The 21,474-nt window shown below is 71.0% G+C and carries 21 protein-coding genes; 8 read left to right on the top strand and 13 right to left on the bottom strand.

From position 1 onward, the window contains the following. Window positions 1-6: 6 nt before the first annotated feature. The 4 genes from MZC64_RS26805 (at window position 7) to MZC64_RS26790 (ending at window position 4,501) form a co-directional block, all read left to right on the top strand. Window positions 7-1,002, top strand: a complete 996-nt coding sequence (locus tag MZC64_RS26805) for an ABC transporter substrate-binding protein (protein WP_247762058.1) — start codon at window positions 7-9, stop codon at window positions 1,000-1,002. Continuing rightward, a complete protein-coding gene (locus MZC64_RS26800) occupies window positions 999-3,584 on the top strand; it encodes a nitrate- and nitrite sensing domain-containing protein (RefSeq protein WP_247762060.1) in 2,586 nt (861 codons plus the stop codon). The genes MZC64_RS26805 and MZC64_RS26800 overlap by 4 nt, the downstream gene beginning before the upstream one ends. After that, window positions 3,581-4,018: a roadblock/LC7 domain-containing protein gene (locus tag MZC64_RS26795; protein WP_247762062.1), complete on the top strand. Its 438-nt coding sequence runs from the start codon at window positions 3,581-3,583 to the stop codon at window positions 4,016-4,018. Before MZC64_RS26800 ends, MZC64_RS26795 begins: the two co-directional genes overlap by 4 nt. A gap of 111 nt (window positions 4,019-4,129) precedes the next feature. Next, entirely contained in the window at window positions 4,130-4,501 is a 372-nt protein-coding gene (locus tag MZC64_RS26790; protein WP_247762064.1) for a DUF427 domain-containing protein, read from the top strand. Here the strand turns inward: MZC64_RS26790 and MZC64_RS26785 are convergent. The 4 genes from MZC64_RS26785 to MZC64_RS26770 all read right to left on the bottom strand — a co-directional run bounded on the left by MZC64_RS26785 (window position 4,498) and on the right by MZC64_RS26770 (window position 8,127). Then, the gene (locus tag MZC64_RS26785) at window positions 4,498-5,196 is read right to left on the bottom strand and encodes a TetR/AcrR family transcriptional regulator (protein ID WP_247762065.1); all 699 of its coding nucleotides are present in this window, start codon (window positions 5,194-5,196) and stop codon (window positions 4,498-4,500) included. The two genes, MZC64_RS26790 and MZC64_RS26785, sit on opposite strands and share 4 nt — an antisense overlap. Before the next feature lie 24 nt (window positions 5,197-5,220). Further along, entirely contained in the window at window positions 5,221-6,093 is an 873-nt protein-coding gene (locus tag MZC64_RS26780; RefSeq protein WP_247762067.1) for an NAD-dependent epimerase/dehydratase family protein, read from the bottom strand. A 71-nt stretch (window positions 6,094-6,164) separates the two neighbouring features. After that, on the bottom strand, window positions 6,165-7,007 hold the full coding sequence (locus MZC64_RS26775) for a LysR family transcriptional regulator (protein ID WP_247762069.1): 843 nt from the start codon (window positions 7,005-7,007) through the stop codon (window positions 6,165-6,167). 22 nt (window positions 7,008-7,029) lie between these two features. Continuing rightward, entirely contained in the window at window positions 7,030-8,127 is a 1,098-nt protein-coding gene (locus MZC64_RS26770; RefSeq protein ID WP_247762071.1) for a DNA alkylation repair protein, read from the bottom strand. A 67-nt stretch (window positions 8,128-8,194) separates the two neighbouring features. On the opposite strand from MZC64_RS26770, the gene MZC64_RS26765 reads away from it, so the two are divergent. After that, on the top strand, window positions 8,195-9,034 hold the full coding sequence (locus MZC64_RS26765) for a TIGR03620 family F420-dependent LLM class oxidoreductase (RefSeq protein WP_247762072.1): 840 nt from the start codon (window positions 8,195-8,197) through the stop codon (window positions 9,032-9,034). Between the two features lie 14 nt (window positions 9,035-9,048). Here MZC64_RS26765 and MZC64_RS26760 read toward each other — a convergent pair whose 3' ends face one another. Together MZC64_RS26760 and MZC64_RS26755 are read right to left on the bottom strand one after the other, a co-directional pair. Then, window positions 9,049-9,405, bottom strand: coding sequence for a hypothetical protein (locus MZC64_RS26760; RefSeq protein ID WP_247762074.1), 357 nt, complete (start codon window positions 9,403-9,405; stop codon window positions 9,049-9,051). A gap of 272 nt (window positions 9,406-9,677) precedes the next feature. Further along, entirely contained in the window at window positions 9,678-10,055 is a 378-nt protein-coding gene (locus tag MZC64_RS26755; protein ID WP_247762076.1) for a YchJ family protein, read from the bottom strand. A gap of 56 nt (window positions 10,056-10,111) precedes the next feature. On the opposite strand from MZC64_RS26755, the gene MZC64_RS26750 reads away from it, so the two are divergent. Then, window positions 10,112-10,939 carry a class I SAM-dependent methyltransferase gene (locus tag MZC64_RS26750; protein WP_247762079.1) on the top strand — a complete coding sequence of 276 codons (828 nt, stop codon included), beginning with the start codon at window positions 10,112-10,114 and terminating at the stop codon, window positions 10,937-10,939. Next, window positions 10,936-11,415 carry a tetratricopeptide repeat protein gene (locus MZC64_RS26745; RefSeq protein ID WP_247762082.1) on the top strand — a complete coding sequence of 160 codons (480 nt, stop codon included), beginning with the start codon at window positions 10,936-10,938 and terminating at the stop codon, window positions 11,413-11,415. Before MZC64_RS26750 ends, MZC64_RS26745 begins: the two co-directional genes overlap by 4 nt. Before the next feature lie 186 nt (window positions 11,416-11,601). On the opposite strand, the gene MZC64_RS26740 is transcribed toward MZC64_RS26745, so the two are convergent. After that, complete coding sequence (locus tag MZC64_RS26740) at window positions 11,602-12,546, bottom strand: hypothetical protein (RefSeq protein ID WP_247762085.1); 945 nt, start codon at window positions 12,544-12,546, stop codon at window positions 11,602-11,604. Window positions 12,547-12,690: 144 nt separating this feature from the next. On the opposite strand from MZC64_RS26740, the gene MZC64_RS26735 reads away from it, so the two are divergent. Continuing rightward, on the top strand, window positions 12,691-13,815 hold the full coding sequence (locus tag MZC64_RS26735) for a hypothetical protein (protein ID WP_247762088.1): 1,125 nt from the start codon (window positions 12,691-12,693) through the stop codon (window positions 13,813-13,815). Here the strand turns inward: MZC64_RS26735 and MZC64_RS26730 are convergent. The 6 genes from MZC64_RS26730 to MZC64_RS26705 are packed head-to-tail and all read right to left on the bottom strand — an operon-like array spanning window position 13,748 to window position 21,470. Continuing rightward, entirely contained in the window at window positions 13,748-15,550 is a 1,803-nt protein-coding gene (locus MZC64_RS26730; RefSeq protein ID WP_247762091.1) for an ATP-binding protein, read from the bottom strand. The two genes, MZC64_RS26735 and MZC64_RS26730, sit on opposite strands and share 68 nt — an antisense overlap. Further along, window positions 15,543-16,238 (bottom strand): response regulator transcription factor, encoded by a 696-nt coding sequence (locus MZC64_RS26725; protein WP_247762094.1) that lies wholly within the window; start codon window positions 16,236-16,238, stop codon window positions 15,543-15,545. The genes MZC64_RS26730 and MZC64_RS26725 overlap by 8 nt, the downstream gene beginning before the upstream one ends. 33 nt (window positions 16,239-16,271) lie before the next feature. Next, window positions 16,272-16,946, bottom strand: coding sequence for a GntR family transcriptional regulator (locus MZC64_RS26720; protein ID WP_247762096.1), 675 nt, complete (start codon window positions 16,944-16,946; stop codon window positions 16,272-16,274). 22 nt (window positions 16,947-16,968) lie between these two features. Beyond that, the gene (locus tag MZC64_RS26715) at window positions 16,969-19,128 is read right to left on the bottom strand and encodes an alpha-galactosidase (RefSeq protein ID WP_247762099.1); all 2,160 of its coding nucleotides are present in this window, start codon (window positions 19,126-19,128) and stop codon (window positions 16,969-16,971) included. A gap of 24 nt (window positions 19,129-19,152) precedes the next feature. Beyond that, entirely contained in the window at window positions 19,153-20,490 is a 1,338-nt protein-coding gene (locus MZC64_RS26710; protein WP_247762102.1) for a sugar ABC transporter substrate-binding protein, read from the bottom strand. Next, window positions 20,487-21,470 (bottom strand): acetylxylan esterase, encoded by a 984-nt coding sequence (locus MZC64_RS26705; RefSeq protein WP_247762104.1) that lies wholly within the window; start codon window positions 21,468-21,470, stop codon window positions 20,487-20,489. The genes MZC64_RS26710 and MZC64_RS26705 overlap by 4 nt, the downstream gene beginning before the upstream one ends. Window positions 21,471-21,474: the final 4 nt, after the last annotated feature.

The following is a 21,474-nucleotide window of genomic DNA, read 5'->3' as shown; positions in this document are numbered from 1 at the left end:
CCCCCGATGAACCCGCGAACCCGCAGACCCCGATCAGTCGCGCTGTTACTGTCCCTGCTGCTGTTGGCCACCGGCTGTGGCGTCTTCGGCGGCAGTGCCGGCGGCAGCGGGACGCCGGTGCAGGAACAGCGGATCCGGCTCGGCATCATGCCGGTGGTCGACGTCGCGCCGGTGCACATCGCGCTGACCAAGGGCTACTTCAAGGCCGAGGGCCTCAAGGTGGAGCTGACCACCATCCAGGGCGGCGGGCCAGGGGTGGCGGGCATGCTCAAGGACGAGCTGGACTTCACCTTCGGCAACTGGGTGTCCTTCTTCGCCGCCGAGGCCAAGGGCACCGCCAAGAACGCGGGCGGCATCAAACTCGCCGCGGACGGCTACCAGGCGCGGGCCAACATGTTCCTGGTGCTCACCGGACCGGACTCGCCGATCCGCGGACCGAAGGACCTGGCGGGCAAGAAGATCGCCATCAACACCTTCAAGAACATCCTGGAGCTGACCGCGCGGGCCACCCTGGAGGCCAACAACGTCGACCCGAAAACGGTGACGTTCGTGGAAATGCCGTTCCCGGACATGCAGGCGGCGTTGCAGAGCAAGAAGGTCGACGCCGCGTTCATGGTGGAACCCTTCATCAGCAAGGCCGAACGCACCCTGGGCGCGGTCCCGGTGCTGGACGCGGCCAGCGGCCCCACCTCCGACATCCCGATCGCCGGGTACGCCACCACCGGCGCCTTCGCCAAGGCGCACCCCAAGGCGGTGGAGGCGTTCCGTCGGGCGCTCAACCGCGGCCAGCAGGACGCCGCCCGCAAGTCCACAGTGGAATCACTGCTGCCCGGCTTCGCCCAGATCGACGCGGAAACCGCGGCACTGGTGCACTTCGGGGTGTACCCGATCAGCATCGACGCCACCCGGTTGCAACGGGTCGCCGACCTCATGCGCACCTACGGACTGCTAGAGGCGCCGATGGACATCAAACCAATGCTGCTCGGCGGGAGCCCGGCATGAGCGAGCACGAGAAGCCCAAGTCCCCCAACGGACGTTCGCTGTCCCCGCGGAACTGGCCACTGCGCAGCAAACTCGCGGTGGTGCTGCTGGTGCCCGCGCTGAGCACGGTGACCCTGGCCGGGTTGCGGCTGAGCAGTCAGCTCGGCGACGTGGACCTGTTCGCCAAGGTGCAGCAGGAACTGCAGATCGCGGGCAAGGTGGTGGCCACCGGCACCGCGCTGCAACGGGAACGCGACGCCGCGGTGTCCTATGTGGCCAGTGGCAGAGCGGCGGGCGGACCGGAGCACAGCAACCGGATCTCCGCGGTGGACCTGCAGGTCGGCGAGTTGCGCGCGCTCGGCGCGGCGGCCACCGGGATCGGCGGCGGGGTACGCGGCTCGTTCGAGGTCGCGCTGGAATCCCTGGACAAGCTGGGCGCGTTGCGGCGCACCGTGCAGGGCACCAAATACCCGGTGGGCGCGACCATCACCGGCTACACCCAGATCATGGACTCGCTGACCCAGGTGCAGCGGGCCGCGACCGCCGGGGTCAACGACCCGGTGCTCACCCCGCTGGCCACCGCGGCCAAGGCGCTGGCCGATGCCAAGGAACAGCTCGCGGTGCAGAACGCGATCCTGCAGGCCGCGGCCCGCGCCGAGGAGTTCCCGCCCGGCCAGGTCACCGCGCTGCGCTCGGCCCGCTCCCGCTTCGACGCGGCGCTGGCCGAGTTCGAGAGCACCGCCAGCCTGGCCGACCGGCAGCGCTACCTGGACACGGTCAGCGGACCGCCGGTGGACGGGCTGAACCGGCTGGTGCAGCTGGCGTTGGTGCAGGCCGACGCCGGGCAGCCGGTGACCATCGACGACGTCGAGGTGCTGCGCGACGGTGACCGCACGGTCGCCCTGGTGGCCGAGGTGCTCACCAACATCCAGCAACAGGCGGAGAAATCCGTGGTGACCGTGATCGCGGACGCCCGCGCCGCGGTGTACCGGGACTCCGCGCTGGTCGGCCTGGCCCTGCTGGCCGCGTTCGCACTGATGATCATGGTGGCGCGCTGGATGCTGGTGCCATTGCGCGCCCTGCGCGGCGCGGCGCTGGACATCGCGCGGGTGCGGCTGCCCGCGGTGATCAGCCGGATCCGTGCGGAGAAGGATCCCAGGGCCTCGGCGGAGACCGCGGTCGCGCCGGTGCCGGTGCACACCACCGACGAGGTGGGCCAGGTGGCCAGGGCCTTCGACGTGGTGCACAAGGAGGCGGTGCGGCTCGCGGTGGCGGAGATGGCCTTGCGCGCCAACGTCAACGAGATGTTCACCAACCTGTCCCGGCGCAGCCAGGAGATGGTGGAGCGGCAGATCGACCTGATCGACCGCCTGGAGCAGGAGGAACTGGACCCCGATCACCTGGCCCGCCTGTTCGAGCTGGACCACCTGGCCACCCGGATGCGCCGCAACAGCGAGAACCTCCTCGTCCTCTCCGGCACCAGCCCGGAGCGGTGGGTGACCCGGCCGGTGCCGGTGTTCGAGGTGATCGGCGCGGCACTGTCCGAAGTGGAGGCTTACGCCAGGGTCGAGGTGCTGCCGGTGCCGGAGACCCTGATCCAGGGCCGGGTGGTCACCGACCTCACGCACCTGGTGGCCGAGCTGCTGGACAACGCGACCGAGTTCTCCCCGCCCACCACCAAGGTCTCGGTGCGCGCGGTGCAGACCCGCTCCGGCAAACTGGTGATCAAGATCAGGGACCGCGGCATCGGGATGAGCCAGGAGGACCTGGTCCGGTTCAACGAGCGGCTGGCCGCCCCGCCCGAGGTGGACGTGTCGGTGACCCGCGCGATGGGCTTGTTCGTGGTTGGCGAACTGGCCAAGCGGCACTCGATCACGGTGCAGCTCAAGGACGACGAGTTCGAGGGCGGTACCACCGCGCTGGTCATCCTGCCCCCGGCGCTGTTGCACAAGGCGGATGCCCCGATCCCCCCGGATCCGTTGCAGCGCAGCGGGACCGATGCGAACCCGCTCCCCCGTCCACGGGTTCGCATCGGCCGGGGGGACACCACCGTCCGGGCAGGCACCCCGCACCGGGAACTCACCCTGTCGGAGTGGTTCAGCGCCTCCTGTGGCACCGAGGAACCCCAGGTGCCCGCCCTGCCCGCGCCGCAACGCCCGGTCCGGCCGGAAACGCCCGCGGTCAGCGTCACCTCGTCCTGGGTCTCCCCCGCCGATGACGGCTGGCAGGCCGCGGCCGCGCTGTCCGCACCGGTCGAGCACAACGCGACCGAGGCCGGACTGCCCAAGCGGGTGCCGAAGTCCTTGCTGGTGCCCGGTTCCCCGCAGCGGCGGCACGCGCTGGTGGAGCAGCCCGCGCCCCGGCCGGGGTCAGGGCCGAACGCGGAGCACCTGCGGGACCGGTTCTCCGCCTACCAGCAAGGCGTCCGGCACGGCCGGGAATCCGCCGACGACCACACCCCGCCGCCAGGGACCTTCGGCGGCGGGCTCACCGACAACGGCCACCACACCTCCGGGATCCCCAGCCAACCCGGCGGTCCCCGTGTCCCCGCGGAGGATCCGCTGGCGGACGACCGAATTCTGGCGAACAAGGAGCGGCAGTGAGCAGCGAGACCGAACGGCTAGAGGACTTCCACTGGCTGGTCGACGATTTTGTCAACCGGGCGGCCGGGGTCTCGCACGCGGTGGTGCTCTCCGCCGACGGCCTGCTGCTGGCCGGTTCCAACCGCCTGCCCGGTCAGCGCGCCCAGCAGTTGTCCGCGGTGGTGTCCGGGCTGGTCAGCCTGACCAGCGGGGCGGCCCGGTGTTTCGAGTCGGGCGAGGTGAAGCAGACCATCGTGGCGATGGAACGCGGATACCTGTTCCTGATGACGATCAGCGACGGCTCCTGTCTGGCCGCGCTGGCCGCGCCGACCTGCGATATCGGCATGGTGGGGTATGCGATGGCGCGCCTGGTCGAGCGGGTCGGGCCGCAGCTGACACCGGAGTTGCGGGCGCAGTTGCACGCGGCCGCGGCGGTGCCGGCGATGCGCAACTGAGCAGGGTGGCGGTGTCGGTATTCGCGTCTCTACCGACCGGTCGGTAGAGACGCGCGGAACAAAGCGCCCGGATCCGGGGTTCTGGCCAGGAGAACCCAGTGGAGGTATGGCATGGCGGAGAAGAAGGTCCTGGAACCGGGCCCGGATCACCCGATCACCATCGAGCCGCACCGGGGCCGGGTGGTGGTGCTGGCCGGGGACACCGTGCTCGCCGACACCAGCGCCGCCCTGACGCTGCGGGAATCCACCTACCCGGCGGTGCTCTACATCCCGCGCGCGGACACCAAGGTCGAGAACCTCGCCCGCACCGAGCAGTCGACCTACTGCCCGTACAAGGGTGAGGCCGCCTACTTCAGTGTGCCCGCGCTCGGTGTGCGCGGGGAGAACTCGGTGTGGACCTATGAGACCCCGTACCCGGCGGTCGCCGAGATCAAGGAGCACGTGGCCTTCTACCCCGACCGCGTGACGATCAGCGAGTCCTAGCCGGCGAGGCGGCGCAGCCACTCGCGCAGCAGCTGCGCCTCGCCGTCGCTGAGTCCGGCCGGATCGCCGTCCAGGGCGGCCAGCAAAGCCACCGCCGCGGTCGGCACGGTGGCCTCGCCCGCGGCCGCCGGGGCGTCGGTGAGCAGGGCGTCGATCACGTTGTCCCGCAACCGGTCCGACAGCCCCAGGTCCCTGGTCGGCTCCGGCTGGGCGATCAGGCTGAGGGCGACGCCGACGTTGGCGGCCACGATCTGCCGGGCCGCCTCCGCCGGGGTCACCCGCAGCCTGCCCTGCTGGGCGATCCGGCGCAGCAGTTCCAGCAGCATGGCCTCGGCGGCGCCGGTCAGCGCGCACGGGGCGCCGGGTTCGACCTGGCCGTAGAGCAGCACGTAGAAGCCGGGGTGGTCCAGGCCGAACCGGACGTGGTTGTCCCAGCCCCGGCGCAGCGCGGCCACCGGATCGCCCTCGGGCACCGGCTCCTCGTCCAGGTACTGGCTGAGGCCGTAGTCGGCGACGCTGTCCAGCAGGCCCTGTTTGCTGCCGAAGTGGTGGTACAGCGTCGGCGCCTGCACCCCGGCCCGCTCGCAGATCGCCCTGGTGGAGACCTTGCCGTCCGGGGAATCGTGCAGGAGCTGACCGGCGGCGAGCAGCAGGCGGTCCCTGGTGACGCTGCTCCCCCGCCGCTTCTCGGTCATATAGCAACTATAGCGTTTGACTCTCTACCGACCGGTCGGTTGGGACAGTTCCGCCAGTGGATCGGTGTGCCGCGGGGTCCAGTCGAGTTCGCGGCGGGCCCGCGCACCGCTGACCCGCTGATCCAGGGCCAGTGCTTCGGCGAACGCGCCGAGCTGGGCCTCGGCCTGGCCGGGATCCAGGGTGGCCACGGTCGCGCCGACCGACTTGGCCACCGCGCCCAGCACCTCGGCCTGGGTCGGGAAGGTGTCCAGGGTGCCGCAGTAACTCGATCCGGCCGGGGCGGACAGGGCCAGGGCGTACAGCTCGGCGATGTCCTCGACGTGCACCAGCGACCAGCGGTTGCCGCCGTCCCCGACGCACGGCACCGCCCCGGTGGCCCGGCCGGGCGCGGCGAAGACCTGCTCGATGATGCCGCCGCCGTTGCCGTAGACCAGGCTGGGCATGACCAGCACCGGGTGCCCACCAGTCTCGGCGTGCGCGAGCACGGTGCGTTCGTTACCGGTCCGCCAGGCGGTGACTCGCGGCGGCCGGTGCGGGGTGGTCTCCTCGGCGATGCCGTCGGTGTCGCCGAAAACCCAGGTGCCGCCGGTGTGCACATACGGGCCGCGGCCGTCGAGTCCGGCGAGCAACGCCTGCGCGGCGGCCAGGTCGATCACCTGGGCGTCCGCACTGAACACCTGGCCGAGGTGGATCGCCGCGTCCGCGGCGGCGGCGTTGGCGCGCAACACCTCCAGGTCGGTCAGCTCACCGGGCACGGGGGTCGCGCCGAGGTCGGCGACCAGGGCGGCTGAGGAGTCGCTGCGGGTCAGTGCGGTGACCTGGTGGCCGTGGCCGCACAGCACGGGGATGAGGTGGCGGCCGAGGTAGCCGGAGCCGCCGGTCAGGAAAATGTTCATGCCAGCAGTCTGCGTCCGGACAAAGCCGCTGGTCCAAGACCTGTTCTGGCGTCTGTGATGCCCGGCGGGTATCAGACTTCGGCGGCGATGGCGGCGAACTCGGCCAGCAGCGGATTGCGCCGGGTGCTGTCCCAGGCCAGGCAGACCCGGTTGGGCGCGAGGTCGGTGATCGGGATGTGCGTGACGTCGGGCCGCTGGTAGAAGCTGACCGCGGACATCGGCAGCACAACCACCCCGTGCCCGGCGGCCACGTGTTCCAGCTTCTCCTCCATCGTGCGCAACACCGGCCCCGCGCTCGGCCCGCCGCCGACCTGGTCCCGCCACTCCGGCACGGCGGCCGGGACCTGCAGCAGGTGCTCGTCGGCGAGGTCGGCGATCTCCACCGTCTCCTTGCCGGCCAGGCGGTGATCGGCGGGCACCAGCACCGCCCGGGGATCGAGGAACAGGTCCCGGACGGTCAGCCCGGCCGGGTCGATCGGTTGGCGCACAAAGCACACGTCCACCCGGCCGTCGTGGATGACCGCGGTCTGCTCGGTCCACTCCACCCGCTGCACGTCCACGGTCAGCTCCGGGTGACGGCGACTCAGCTCGCGCACCGCGGCGGTCACGATCAGGCCGGGCATGAACCCGACGGTGAACCGGTCCCCGCGCGCGGCCCGGCCGACCCTGCGGCGCAACGCCTCCGCGCCGGCCAACAGCGGCCGGGCGTCGGCGAGCAACTGCTCCCCGGCCGGGGTCAGCTCGGTGGCGCGGCGGTCCCGGCGGAACAGCTGGACCTTGAGTTCCTCTTCCAGGGCCCGGATCTGCCGGGACAGCACGGGTTGCGCGATGTGCAGCGCTTCGGCGGCCCGGCCGAAGTGGAGGTGTTCGGCGACCGCGACGAAGTAGCGCAGCTTGCGCAGGTCGACGTCCATGCCACCTCCCGCGCCGAAGGTATCAGCCGGTGAGCCGGAAGGCGGTCCGGCCGGAGGCGGCGCCGTTGACCTGCACCTCGATCTCGTGCTCGCCCGGGTAGTACACGCGGGTGCTGATCACCTTGAAGGAATGCCTGCGGGAGAAGGTGATCCGCTCCCCCGGCGCGAGCACGCAGGTGGTCAGCTTGAACACCTTGGGGGTGCGTTTGCCGTTGGCCTTGAGGTGGTGCACCACGTAGTCCACGGCCAGGGTGGCCGGGCTCGCGCCGGTGTTCTCCAGCCGCACCGCGAACGGCAGTTCGGCGCCGATCGCGACCGTGCGCCCGGCCAGTTCCGGCCCGTGCACGAGGACTCCGGCGACGGGGGCGAAACCCAGTAGCGCCAAGGCTTCCGGGTGGCCCTTCTTGATCAGCGTGCGCAGCGCGTGCCGGACCAGCCGGGGCGTGTGCTCGGCCGGCTCGGCCAGCCAGCGGGCCGCGGTCGCCACCACCAGGTCGCCCTCGGTGCGGCTGAGGTCGTTGAGGTGGTTGGCCACCGAGCGGCGCACGTACTCGCTCTCGTCCCGGTACAACGCGTCCAGGATCGGGATGGTGCGCTCCGGGCGGTCCAGGATCGGCCGGACCTTGCGCGCCCACGGCAGGTGCGCCCGGGTGCCCTCGCTGGCCAGCCTGCGCACATGCTCGTCCGGATCCCGGGTCCAGGTCTGGATGATCGGCAGCGCCTGGTCCAGATCGGCCGACAACAGCGGGCGGATGGCGAACTCGGCGGTCAGCCGCGGGGTCAGCGCGGCGAGCAGGGCCAGGGCCTCGGCGAGGGCGGGCGGGTCCTGGGCGAGGGCGCGCGCGGACACCGCCTCGGTGACCGGCCAGACCAGCCAGCCGGTGAACCCCGGATCGGCCAGCGCGGCCCGGAATTGTCGGTCCAGGCTGGGATAGTCGCCGGGCAGGTCGGCCAGCAGCGCGTCCTTGAGCAGGTCGCTGCGCTCGCGCAGGCTCAGCCCGGCCAGTCCCTTGGCCGCGCGGCGCAGCGTGGGCAGCCGGGAACCGGGCGCGATCCGGGCGATGCCCCGGACCAGATGGGCGGCGACGTCAGGGCCGAGCAGCTCGTCCGCGGTGGGCATGCGACTCCCGTTCCAGGTGCTATGTTTGCTATACAGAGGACTATAGCAGCACCTCAAGGAGGATTCGGTGACCGCTCGACTCGGCACGCACGGCGTGTGGCTGGCCCCGCAGCACACCCCCTCGCTGACCAGCTACGTCCAGGAGGCAGAGGACCTCGGCTACGGCACCGCCTGGATCGGCCACGGCAACGCCGCCCTCGGCGAACTCGAACAGCACGACGCGCTGCTGTCCGCGACCAGCACGATCACCGTGGCCAGCGCGATCGTGAACATGTGGACCAACGAACCCGAGGCGGTGGCCCGCGGCTTCCACCGGATCGCGGACCGGCACGGCGAGCGGTTCCTGCTCGGCGTCGGCGTCGGCCACCCGGAGGCGGTGGCGGTCTACCAGAAGCCCTACGCCAAGGTCGTGGAGTACCTGGACCGCCTCGACGAGGCCGGGGTGCCCAGGAAGTCGATCGTGCTGGCCGCGCTCGGCCCGAAAACCCTGAAACTGGCCGGGGAACGCACCCTCGGCGCCACCCCGTACCTGATGCCGGTCGCACACACCGCGCAGGCCCGCGAGCTGGTCGGCGACGGGCTGCTGGTCCCCGAGCAGACCCTGGTCGTGGACGCCGATCCGGCGCGGGCCAGGGCCGCGGCGCGGGAGTTCCTGGACATCTACCTCGGCCTGCGCAACTACATGGGCACCCTGGTCAAGCACGGGCTGACCGAGGAGGAGGTGGCCCGGCCGGGCAGCGACCGGATGATCGACCTGGTGGTCCCCTTCGGCAGCCCCGAGCAGCTGACGGAACGGCTCGCCGAGCAGGTCAAGGCGGGTGCGGACCACGTCGGCATCCAGGTGGTGACCAGGGACGCGGGCGATCCGATGCCGGGCTACCGGGCCCTGGCCACGGCGCTGTGGTGAGCTGATCCGGGTGGTCAGTAGCTGCTGACCGCGCCGGCGCCCACGGACAGGTGGTGCGCGACCAGGTCCAGGACCCGGTTCAGCCGGGCCACCTCGTGGTTGAACACGGCGAAGCGCAGCGGTCCCTGCCGGGCGCGGCGGGCGAAGAGCCGGGTCTGGTGCACCACGAACCGGGCCGGGCCGACCGCGCTGTCGGTGGACAGCCCGCCGCTCTCCCTGGCCAGCACCGACTCGATCCGGTCGGCGAGTTGGTCGGCCTTGTGTGCCTGGGCGGCGGCCAGTTCCTGCAGGGTGCTCGGCGCGCTGCGTTCGGCCGCGGGCAACAGCGGCTCGAACCGGTCACGCCCGGAGAGTTCGGCCCACAACATCACCCCTAGAGCCTGGTTGGCCACCCGCAGCACGGACGCGTGCTGACCACGTGGCGACCCTCCGTTCACTTCTGGCGTCACTCCGACGGGTTAACCGTTGCTCCGATACGCCAAACTTGCCTGCCGTCGAAAGATCCATAACCCGACTGCGACCGGCCGCGCCCTTACCCTCACCCCGGCGGGTTTCCGCAGCTCACCGGGGTGAAGACGGCGACTGCGGAGCCGAGCGACCGGCAGAAACATCACCAGATGGAGTGCGTTTAGGGCTGTCCGGCTCAGCCGATCGGCGCCAGGTAGACCCACGCCCCGTCCACCCGCTCGAACCGGCTGTTCTCGTGCAGCCGGTCGTCCTTGTCCTGGTAGCGGTAGTGCGCGTTGAACTCGACCGTGCCCTCCTGGTGGAACAGCCCGCCGCCGGTGGCGCCGAGGATCTCCAGGTGGGTCCAGCGCAGGTCGGTGTCGAAGTCGACCTCGACCGGGCGGGTCCGCGGGTGCCAGCTGCGCAACAGGTACGCCTCGTCCCGGAGCGCGTATGCGCTGAACCGGGAGCGCATCAGCAGTTCGGCGGTGGCGGCGGCGCGTTCGCCGCGATGCAGCGCGCCGCAGCAGTCCGGGTAGGACGTGGGCAGGCCGCAGGGACAGGATTTCGCCATGCCGCCATTGTCCGCAGCGGTGGCCCGGCGACGGCAACCGGGCCGATACTGACCGCATGGACCGCGAGAAGGTCGACCTCACCGGTGCTCCGGCGACCATGCTGGCCACCCTCTACAGCAAGGCGGTGGACTCCCGCGCGCCCGATTCGGTGCTGCACGACGAGACCGCGGCGCGGGCGGTGGACCGGATCGAGTACGACTTCGCGCACACCGGCCTGCGCGCACGCGACGGGATCTCCGCGGTGGTGCGCTCCAAGGAGTTCGACCGCCGCGCCCAGGCCGTGCTGGACCGGCACGCCGAACTGACCGTGCTGCACCTGGGCTGCGGCCTGGACACCCGGGTCTACCGCCTGGCCCCGCCGCCCACGGTGGCCTGGTACGACATCGACTACCCCGAGGTCATCGCGCTGCGCCGCCGCCTCTACCCGGAGCGGCCCGGCCTGCGGATGATCGGCTCCTCGGTCACCGACCCGGGTCTGCTGGCCGACATCCCCGGTGACCGCCCGGTGCTGGTGATCGCCGAGGGCGTGACGCTGTACCTGCGCACCGCCGAGGGTCTGGCCACCTTCCGGCGCATCGTCGAGCACTTCCCCGCGGGCACGCTGATCTTCGACGGCTACAGCTCGGCCGGGATCTGGGTGCAGCAGCGCACCGGCGTGGTCAAGGCCTCGGGTTCCCGGCTGGAGTGGGCCATCGACGCTCCCGGGGACCTGGTGCGGGAGGTGCCCGGCCTGGTGTTCGACCAGGAGTGGTGGTTCCCCGGTCCGGCGGAGCGGCGCGCGCACTACCCGTGGTTCCAGCGCCAGGTGTTGCGGGCGCTGTTCGCCTCCCCGTTCAAACGACTCGGCCGCGGCCTGACCTACCACTTCGGGAGCCCGTCATGACCGACCCGGAATGGGAGGGCCGCCTCGCCGCGACCTGGGCCCAGCGGTACACAGTGGACGGACACGAGCTGGTGGTGCGGGTCGAGGACCTGGCCGCCGAACTCCCACCGTGCAGCCCGGTGGCCGCGTTCGAACGCGCGTGTTCCTGGGATGCCTCCGGGCACAGTGATCGGGCTGTTCCGCTGTACCGCGAGGCGCTGGAACGCGGTCTGGACGAGCATCGGCGGCGGCGGGCGGTGATCCAGCTGGCCAGCTCGCTGCGCACCCTGGGCGAGGCGGAGGAGAGCGTCCGGCTGCTCACCGCCGAACGCGAACGCACCTCCGACGACCTGGACGACGCGGTCCGCGCCTTCCTGGCCCTCGCCCTGGCCGACTGCGGTCGCGACCGCGAAGCCCTCGCGGTCGCGATGGAAACCCTGTCCCCCCACATCCCCTGCTACCAACGAGCCCTCAGCACCTACGCCCGCCACCTCTGACCCCGCGCGAGTGCGCGCGCGTGTTGGCCGCTGTCGTACGCCGAGTTGGCCAAAGTGGTACGGCGAGTTGGGCCTAATGGGCGTACGAGTTGGGCCAACTCGGCGGGCGACGGTCCGGAACGGCCAACGTGGCGTACGAGTTCAGCCAACGTGGCGTACGACAACGGCCAACACGCGGGCTGGGGGTCAGGGGAAGGCGCGGAGGGGGAGGCGGTAGGCGACTCGGCGGGCGGAGACGCGCAGGCCGAGGGCGACCAGTGCCTGCCACAGCACGCGGTCGCGGGTTTCGGTCAGCTCCACCAGGAGGACTTCCGGGTGTGCCTGCCGCAACTCCCGGACCGCGTGGCTGATCAGTGCGGCCAGTTCCAGGGGGAAGGCGCCGTGGTGGTGTACCCGGGCGATCACCGCTTTGACGCCGTCGCAGACCACGTTGAGCTGGGCCAGCACCTCGCCGGTGCCGGTGCGCAGGTCGGCGCGCAGGTCGGGGTCCAGGGCGGTCAGGTCCAGGCGGATGTCCTCCGGGGTGTGCGGGTGGGTGGTGCTGGCGGTGTGCAGTTCGGCGTAGCGGTGGAGTTCGTCGCCGGTGGGGGCGACGGTGGTGCAGCGGGTGCGGGCCGTGGGGATGTCGGCCGGGGGCTGCCAGAACTGGAGGCTGGGGATGAGCCAGCGGCGGGACAGTTCGCGGTGTTCGGCGGCGCCCAGGGCCTGGGCCAGCTGGTAGTCGATCTCGTCGTCGGTGCTGGACCACAGCAGGGCGGTGCGGTCGCGGTCCCTGGCCAGGTTCGCGGCGGCGTCGACCAGGGTGGCCAGCAGGGCCAGTTCCTGGTCGGTGAGGCCGAGGAAGAGCGGGAAACCGTTGGCGAGCTGGTCGGCCTCGCGTTCGGCCAGGGTCCAGTGCACGGTGGCCGCCGGCGCCTCGTCCACGAGCACGGCCCAGCCCACCACCTCGTCCTCGTCCTTGGCGACCAGGGTGGCCAGCAGGCCGTGGATCGGCTCGGCTTCGAGCGGTTCCAGGCCCGCGGTGCGGCGCAATTCGGCGTGCAGGGCGGCGGGCAGCGCCGGATCGGTGCTGGACTCGACGGTGTAGCGGCTCCAGGCGGCGACGGCGTATTCGATGGTGCTGGTGTTCACAAACCCAGTCTGTGCAGGTCGCGGGCTGCCAGCCAGGTTGTGCGGGGATCTGTCACGAGTTCCGCACAGGAGTCGAACAAGTTCTGCGGGTTCCGATCAGTTGACTCACGATGAGCCGGAGATCAAGAGAACGGAGCGCGGTCGATGTCGGATCAACAGCGGCGGCAGTCGGAACGATGGTTCCGGGCACAAGGGTTGCCGTGGCTGGTGCACGGGCGCAACACCTTCGGCGAGACCCTGTTGCGCGCCGCGCCCGCGTTGACGGCGTTGCTGCTCTACGACCTGATGACCACCGAGTTCGAGTTGCTGGTGCCCGACAGCGACGAGCAGTTCGACGCCTTCCTGGACGATCCGCTGTACCTGCTGCTCTACTTCGCCAACTTCGCGCTGGTCTACCTGGTGCCCGCGGTGGCCGCCTGGCAGGTGCTGCGCTGGTCCCAGGACCGCGACGCCAGCGCGCTGTCCACCGTCGCGGTGCTCGCCCTGTGCCTCGGCGAGGTCATCGGCGTGCCGGTGGTCGACCACCTGGCCGGGGTCGCCGACTGGCACTGGTCCTACGCGCTGCACGGGCTGATCTGGGACCTGGCGATCATCGCGCTGGCCGCGGCCGGGGCGGGCGCGGTGTTCGTGTGGGCGCTGCGGGTGGCGGTGCGGCAGTTGCGGGTACTGGGTTTGCTGGCCACCAGGGCGTTGCCGCTGCTGCTGTTGTTCGTCACGTTCTTCTTCTACAACGCCGAGGTCTGGCAGATCACCTCGCACCTGCCGCGGCCGATGCTGTGGGGCGTGCTGAGCCTGTTCGCCACGGTGGGCTTGCTGTTCCTGTTCGCGGTGGCCCAGGACGAACTGCGGGATCTGGCCAAGGAAACCGGTCCGGAACGGATTCCGTTGCGGCGCAGGGAGAACGCGAACCTGGTCGCGGTGCTCGCGCTGGCCCAGGCGTTGCAGGCGGCGGTGTTCGGGTTGCTGGTGTTCGGTTTCTTCCTGCTGCTGGGGTCGATGTCGATCCGGCCGGAGGTGATCAAGATGTGGATCACCAAGGATCCGAGCACCGGCAAACTGTTCAACGTGCTGCTGCCGGTGTCCCAGGAACTGGTGCAGGCCTCGATGTTCCTGGCGGTGTTCTCCGCGCTCTACTTCGCCACCGCGGTGTTCACCGACGGCAAGTACCGGGACGCGTTCTTCCACCCGCTGCTGGGCCAGATCACGGTGTCGCTGGCGGAACGGCAGAAGTACCTGACCCGCTGGCCGCGGCGGGCAGCCGCAAGGTGAACGCCGAGCCCTGACCCAGGGTGCTGGTCGCGGTGACCGCGCCGCCCTGGGCCTCGGTCAGCCTGCGCACGATGACCAGGCCGAGCCCACTGCCCCCGGTGCGCCGGCTGCGGGACTTCTCCGCCCGCCAGAACCGGTCGAAGACCAGCGGCAGTTCCTCCGGGTCGATGCCGGATCCGTTGTCCGCCACCGTGATCAGCACGTCCGGACCGTCGGCGCGGGCGGACAGCGTGACCTGGCCGCCGCGCGCGGTGTGCCGTAGCGCGTTGCTCACCAGGTTGGCCACCGCCTGCCGCAGTCGCACCGGATCCGCTTGCACGACAAGGTTTTCCGGCGCGTCCACAGCCACCGTCAGCCCCAGTTCGGCGGCCTGGGCCTGGTTGGCCATGGCCACGCTGAGCAGGGTCTCGGCCACCGGCAGCCGCTGCGGGTGCAGCCGGAGCTGACCGGATTCGGCCAGGGCCAGGTCCTGCAGGTCGTCGATGAGTTGTTGCAGGGTCAGGGTTTCCGTCAGGAGCACGTTGACCAGGTCGGGTTCCATCGGACGCTGCCCGTCGGCGGCGGCCTCCAGCCAGCCGCGCAGCGTGGTGAGCGGGCTGCGCAGCTCGTGCGAGATGTCGCCGATCATGTCCCGGCGTTGCCGCTCGGCCTGTTCCAGGTGCGCGGACAACTCGTTGAACACCAACGAGAGCCGCCCGATCTCACCGGCGTCCTTGACCGCCACCCTGGCCGAGGTGTCGCCGTCGCGCATGCGTTCGGCGGTGGCGGCCAGCGCGTGCACCGGGCGCAGCAACCGGGTGGCCAGGTAGGCGCTGACCCCGACCATCACCAGCAGCACCAGGCCGCCGGCCAGCACCAGCGGCCAGGCCCCGGCCGCGGTCAGCCCGGCCACCCCTGGCGGATCGGCCACGAACAGCAGCGCGGAGGGGGCGATGAAGGTGACCAGCTGGTGCCTGCGACTCTCGGCCAGGCAGGTCAGCAGCTCGTCCTCGTCGTCGCGGTCCCCCGGGACGACGATCTCGCCTTCCTCACCCAGTTCCAGCCGCACCGGCAGCGCCCCGCGCTCACGCAGACAGCTCTCCACCCGGCCGGACAGCTCGGCCAGCGCCGCCTTCTCAGTGGCGCTGGGCACGCGCAATTCGCCCGCGCGGCACGGGTTCTCGGTGTCGGTGTAGTAGTTTTCCGCCACCGACCGGTCGTTGTTGAGCACCTCCACCGTGGACCGCGACCCGTTGCGCCGCAGGCAGTCCACCACCTCACGGGCCCGATTCGCGGACCGTTCCCGCTCCGCCGCGCTCAGCCGGAACGGCCCCACCGCGCGCGGATCGATGCCGTCCAGGGCCCCCTCGTTGGTCAGTGCCGGGTTGAGTTCCATCGGGTCCACTGTGGACGCCGCCTTGGCCGGCAAAGGCGTGCCGGGCGCGGAGTCCACGATGACCGTGCGGTCCCTGGTGGTCAGCGCGATCCGCCTGCCGGTGCCACTGGCCAGTCCGGTGACCAGCGAGCCGACCTCGTCCCAGCGCGGGTGGGTGGCCGCGTATCCCAGCAGGGACTGGTAGATGGTGGTGTCCTCGGCCAGGGTCTGGCCCTGTTCGGCCCGGATGGCCCGGCTGGTGCTGTTCGCGGCCAGCCAGGCGGTGACCGCGACCGTGCACGCGCCGACCAGCACGGTGGCGGCCAGCAGCCGGACGAACATGCGGTGCCGCAACGGAACCGAGCGGGTCGACTCAGACATCGGCGGACTGCTCGGCGAGTTTGTACCCGACGCCGTACACCGTGAGCAGGTACTCCGGGTTGCGCGGCGAACGCTCGATCTTCTTGCGCAGGTTCATGATGTGCACATCGATGGCCCGTTCGGTAACGAACTCGTGCCCGAACACCTGCTCGATCAGCTGCCGCCGCTCGAACACCCGGCCCGGCGCGGCGGCCAGCGCGGCCAGCAACCGGAACTCCGCGGCCGCGCAGTCCACCCGCTGCCCGCGCATGGTCACCTCGTGCCGCACCGGATCCACCACCAGCTCCCCCACCCGGTACTGCGGTTCGGGCGCGGCCGCGGTGTGCCTGCCCCGCCACAGCAACGCGCGCACCCTGGCCATCAGCTCCCGCGGGCTGTACGGCTTGGTGAGGTAGTCGTCGGCGCCGGCGGCGAACCCGCGCAGCAGATCGTCCTCTGTGGACCGTGCGGTGAGCATGAGCACCGGTAGGTCGAACTCCGCGCGCAGCGACCGGCACACCTCGACGCCCTCCACCTCGGGCAGCATCAGGTCCAGCACCAGCAGGTCCGGCCGCCGGGCGCGGACCAGGCGCAACGCGGCGTGGCCGTCCTCGGCCACCTGCACGGTGTGGCCCTCCCGGCGGAGCTGGAAGGTCAGCAGCTCGGCCTGCCTGGGGTCGTCCTCGGCCACGACGATGTAGGCGCACACGAGCCCATTATGGACAGTGCGGCGGACCCGCCGTCAGAACCGGGCCAGCAACCGGTCGCGGGCGATCTCCAGGTGCTCGGTCATCGCCTTGCGCGCGGCCACCGCCTTGCCCTCGATCAGCGCGGCCACGATCAGCCGGTGCTCCTCGATGGTCTGCTCCCCCGCCGGTTGCTGGTAGGACAGCCGGAAGAAGTGCAGGTGGCAGTGGGTGCGACTGAACGCCTGCTCGACCGCGGCGTTGCCGGCCACGCGCAGGATCAGCTGGTGCAGCCGGGTGTCGTGCGCGGACAGCAGCTTGTACCCGTCATAACCGTCGCCGATGGGCGCGCTCGGGCAGCTGGCCAGCTCGGCCGCCAGCTCCGCGGCGAAAGCCTTGGTCATGGCTTTCGCCGCGGTGGCCGCGCTGGGCGGTTCCAGCAGCAGGCGGAGGCCGTACATGTCCTCGACCTCCTTGCGGGTCAGCAGCGGGGTGGTGCGGTAGCCGCGCAGTGGCAGCCTGCTGACCAGGCCCTCCGACTCCAGCCGGGCCAGCGCCTCGCGCACCGGGGTGCCCGAGACGTCCAGTTCGCGGGCCACCTCGTCGATGTTGACCCGCTCGCCCGGCTCGATCCCGTGGTTCATGATCAGCGCCCGGATCTGCTCGTACACCCCGTCCGCGAGCACCTGGCGACCCGGCAAGGCCGCCATCCGCCTGCCCCCGTCCGACACAACACCCTCCCCTAGAACGTTGTCACTCCCGCCGGAATTCGATCAGCATGGCCTGTTGCGGGTCCAAAGTCGGCAACGGCACACCGGCGGTGGTCAGGATCGCACCGGGCAGCCGCACCCAGTCCCGCTGGGCGTCGGTGAACCACCCCGGCGCGGCTACCTGCCGACCGGTCGGTAGGCCCAGCTCGGTCCGGATCCGCACCCGGTACTCGGCGGTGGCGTCGAGTCCGGGGAAGCGCACCCGCCCGGACTGGCCTTCCACCGAGCTGGCCAGGCGCGCCCAGCAGAACAGCGCCGAGTCCGCGCCGACCACGCCGTGCAGCAGGGTGACCTCGCCTTCCAGGTCCGCGCGGACCACCCGGCCGCTGTGCAGCAGCGGGCGGAACTCGCGGTACAGCCCGGCCCAGGCGGTGAACTTGGCGAGCTGTTCGGCGGACAGCCTGGTCAGGTCGGCCTCGATGCCGGCGTGCCCGAACAGCGCGGTGGCGAAGCGGAAGGAGTCGTCGGTGTCCCGGCCGGTGGTGTGGCTGTGCCGGTCGCCGACGTGCGCGCCGATCAGCTCCGGCGGGATGAGCTGGGTGGTCCAGCGCTGGATCTGCTGGCGTTCCACCGGGTCGTTGCAGTCCGAGCCCCACACCCGGTCGGTGCGGGCCAGGATGCCCAGGTCGACCCGGCCGCCGCCGCCCGCGCAGCTCTCGATCTCCAGGGCGGGGAAGCGGGCCTTCAGCTCGTCCAGCAGCCGGTACAGCGCCAGGGTCTGCGCCCTACCGGCCGGTCGGTCGCCTGCCGGATCGCGATGCACGGCCTCGTGCAGTTCCCGGTTGTGGTCCCACTTGAGGTAGTCGATCCGGTACTCCCCGACCAGCGCGATCAGCCTGCCCAGGATGTGCTCGTAGGCGTCGGGGTGGGCGATGTTGAGCACGTACTGGTGCCGGGAGGGCGCGCCGAGGCCGACGCTGGGGCCGAGCAGCCAGTCCGGGTGCGCGCGGGCCAGGTCGGAGTCCAGGTTGATCATCTCGGGTTCCACCCACAGGCCGAACTGCAGGCCGAGGCCGCGCACGTGCTCGACCAGCGGGCCGAGGCCCTGCGGCCACATCTCCTCGGAGACCACCCAGTCGCCGAGGCCGCGGGTGTCGTTGCGGCGGCTGCCGAACCAGCCGTCGTCCAGCACCAGGCGCTCGACCCCGACCTTGGCCGCGGCGTCGGCCAGGCTGCGCAGCCGGTCCAGGTCGTGGTCGAAGTAGACGGCCTCCCAGGTGTTGAGCACCAGCGGGCGCGGGTTCGCCGGGTGTGTTGCCCTGGCCCGCAGCCGGGTGTGGATACGCTCCGCGATCCCGTCCAGGCCTTCGTTCGAAAAAGTGAACAGGCATTCTGGACTTTCGTACACCTCACCGGGGGCCAGCCGGACCTCGCCGGGGGTCAGCAGCTCGCCGCCACCGAGCACCGCGGCGTGTGGCCCCGCGCCCTCGGGCAGCTGCTCGGCGAGGTAGCGCTGGTTGCCGCTCCAGGCCACGTGCACGCCCCACACCTCGCCGGTGCCGAAGTCGAAGCCCGGGGTCCCGGCCAGCAGCAGGTGCGGCGAGTCGTGACCGGGCTTGCCGCGCCGGACCTCGCGGACGTGGCTGCCGTAGTTGAGCGGGGTGCGCTGCGGGGAACGCTCGCGGCACCACTTGCCGGTGAAGTCGAGCAGCTCACCGGCCCGCCGGGGCAGCGGCAGCAGCGTGCTGACCCCGGCCAGGTCGTACGGCTCCCCTACCGAACGGTCGGTAAGGACGCTGCGCACGGACAGGACACCGGCCGCGTCGAGGTGGTAATGCAGCTCGACGTCGAGTTCGGAGACCTGGTCGGTCAGCCGCATGACCAGCGCGGTTCCGTCCAGGTCGGCCTCGGTGAGCCGTAACCGCGGGGTGGTGCGGCGGCCGGCCCGGTGGCCCTGGTGCCCTGGGGTGCCGGACCAGCCGTCGGCCTCGGTGGGCCACACGGTGAGCGTGCGCGGCAGGTCCGGCGCGTTGTTGAGCACGGCGGGCGTCGCGGTGCCGGCCAGCGCGGCCAGTCCGGTCGCGGTCAGCTCGCCGAGGTCGGCGCCCCAGTGCAGCAGCACCGGCAGGTCACCGCGCAGGTCGACCACCACGCCGACCCCGGCGGCACGCAACTGGACGATCTCCCCGTCACACCTGGGCATCGGGCCCCTTCCTCCGCAGCTCGATCACTTCTTCGCCAGCAGATCCTTGCTCTTCTGCGCCATTTCCGCGAACACATCGTCGTTGCGGGTGCCGGAGAAGTACGCCTCGAACAAGGGTTCCACAGCGGCCTGGATGGCCGCGCCGTTGCCGTAGACGACCGAGGGGTAGAGCACGCCGGTCTTCATCGCCTCGGTGAACACCGACAGGTCCACTCCTTGGGAGGCCATGGTCTTGGCACTGGCGTCCATGGCGGCCGGAATCGACGGGAAGAAGCTGCCACTGGCGCCCGCGGTGATCTGGCAGTCCACCGAACCCATGTGACTGAGCCACTTCCAGGTCGCCTCGGCCTTCTTGCTGCCTGCCCAGATGACGTTGCCGTTGGAGTTGCTCAGCACCGCCCGGGTCTGGCGGTCGGGGCCGAGCACGGTGGGCGCGAGGCCGACCTTGACGCCGGGCAGTTTGGCGAAGGTGGCCGCGGTCCAGGAGCCGCCGGTGCTCATCGCGACCTTGCCGGAGGCGAGCTGGTCGGTCTCGGTGCCGGACTTGAACTCGCCGAGTTTGGGCGCGAAGCCGCGGTCGACCAGCGAGCGCACCCAGGTCATGGTCTTGGTGAAGCGCGGGTCGGTGTAGTTGAAGGTGCTGGGCCAGGACTGGGTGTCGCCCTGCCGCCAGCCGAGGGTGGAGACGAAGCTGCTCCAGGTGGTCTGGCCGATGAAGTCCTTGGCGGCCAGCGCGCCGAAGCCGTAGACGGCGACGTTGTTCTTGTCGTAGCCGGGCTGGTCGCCGCGCACGCCCTTGCCGTCCACGCTGAGCTTGGCCACCAGTTTCTCGAAGGTGCCGCCATTGTCCGGGTTCCAGTCCAGCTGGCTGACCGCCTTGGGATCCACGCCGGCCTTGGTGAGCAGGTCGGTGTTGTGGTAGAGCCCGGTGGCGGCCCAGTCCAGGGGCAGTGCGTACTGCTTGCCGTCGGTGAACTTCCACGAGTCCACGCCGACGGAGAACTTCTTCAGGTCGAAGTTGCTGGACTTGATGAACTCGTCCAGGGATAACAACTGGTGTTGCGCTGCATAGGCCTGGAAGAACTGCACGCTGTTCTGGAAGCCGTCCGGCGCGTTCCCGGCCACGAACCCGGCGGTGATCTTGGTGAAGTAGTCCTCCACCGCGTACTGGCTGATCTTCACCTTGAGCCCGGGGTTGGCGGCCTCGAAGCCGGGCACGCATTGCTGGTAGGCGGCGGCCTGCTTGTCGTCCCAGGTCCACCACTGGATGGCGTCGCCGTCGGCGCCTGCGTTGCCGGAGCAGCCCGCCAGGGCGGTGGCGGCGAGAGCGAGCGCGGCGGCCGCGAGGGAGCGAAACCTCATTGTTCCTCCATTGTGGACGGTCGGAGCAGGGGGTCGAAGCCGGCGAGCGCGATCGCGAGGTCCGCCGCCCCGCCCGCCTCGTGGCCGTTGTGGTCCCAGACCTGGATCTGTTTGGGCCCTCGGTAGACGTGGTAGGCGCCGAAGGCGGTGGAGGGCGGGCAGATGTCGTCGCAAAGCCCAGTGGCGAACCAGGCGGCGGCGTTCGCCCTTGCCGCGAACGCGATGCCGTCGAAGTAGCCGAGGGTGCGGAAGACCCGGTCGGCGCTGTGCCTGCGGGCGGCGAGGTAGCCGGTGATCTCGCGATAGGGCGCGGTGCCGGTGATCCGCAGGGCGCGCTGGATGTCGGTGAGGAACGGGGCCTGGGCGAACAGCGCGGTGAGGTCAGGCAGGAGTCCGGCGGTGGCCAGTGCGATGCCGCCGCCCTGGCTGTTGCCGACTACCGCGACTCGCCGCGGATCGACGAAGTCCAGTGACCGCACGGTGTCCACGGCACGCACCGCGTCGGTGAAGATCCGGCGGTAGACGTAGTCGTGCTCATCCTCGATTCCCCTGGTGAGGAAACCGGGGTAGGACGGCGCGCTGCCCACGGGATCGGCGGTCGCGCCGCCAGCGTGGTCGCCGCCCTGGCCGCGGGCGTCCATGATCAGGTGCGCGCAGCCCGCGGCGGACCAGACCAGGTCGTCCAGGGGGTGGCCGCGACCGCTGCCGTAGCCGTGGAACTGCACGATCGCGGGCAGGCGGCCGGTGCGGCGACGGGGCAGGCGCAGCCAGCCGCGGATGGGGTGGCCGCCAAACCCAGCGAAGGTGACGTCGAAGACCTCGACGGTGCGCAGGTGGGTGGCGACCGGGTCCAGGCGCACGGCGAGGTCGTGTGTCCGGGCCTCGCGCAAGGTGTTGTGCCAGAAGGCATCGAAGTCAGCCGGTGCGGTGTAGTCGCTGCGGTAGGCCAGGAGTTGCGGGCGGTCCAGGTCGGTGAGCATGCCG

This window comes from Crossiella sp. S99.2, from assembly GCF_023094165.1.
Classification (GTDB): domain Bacteria; phylum Actinomycetota; class Actinomycetes; order Mycobacteriales; family Pseudonocardiaceae; genus Crossiella.
This window is presented reverse-complemented; position numbering and strand designations above follow the sequence as displayed.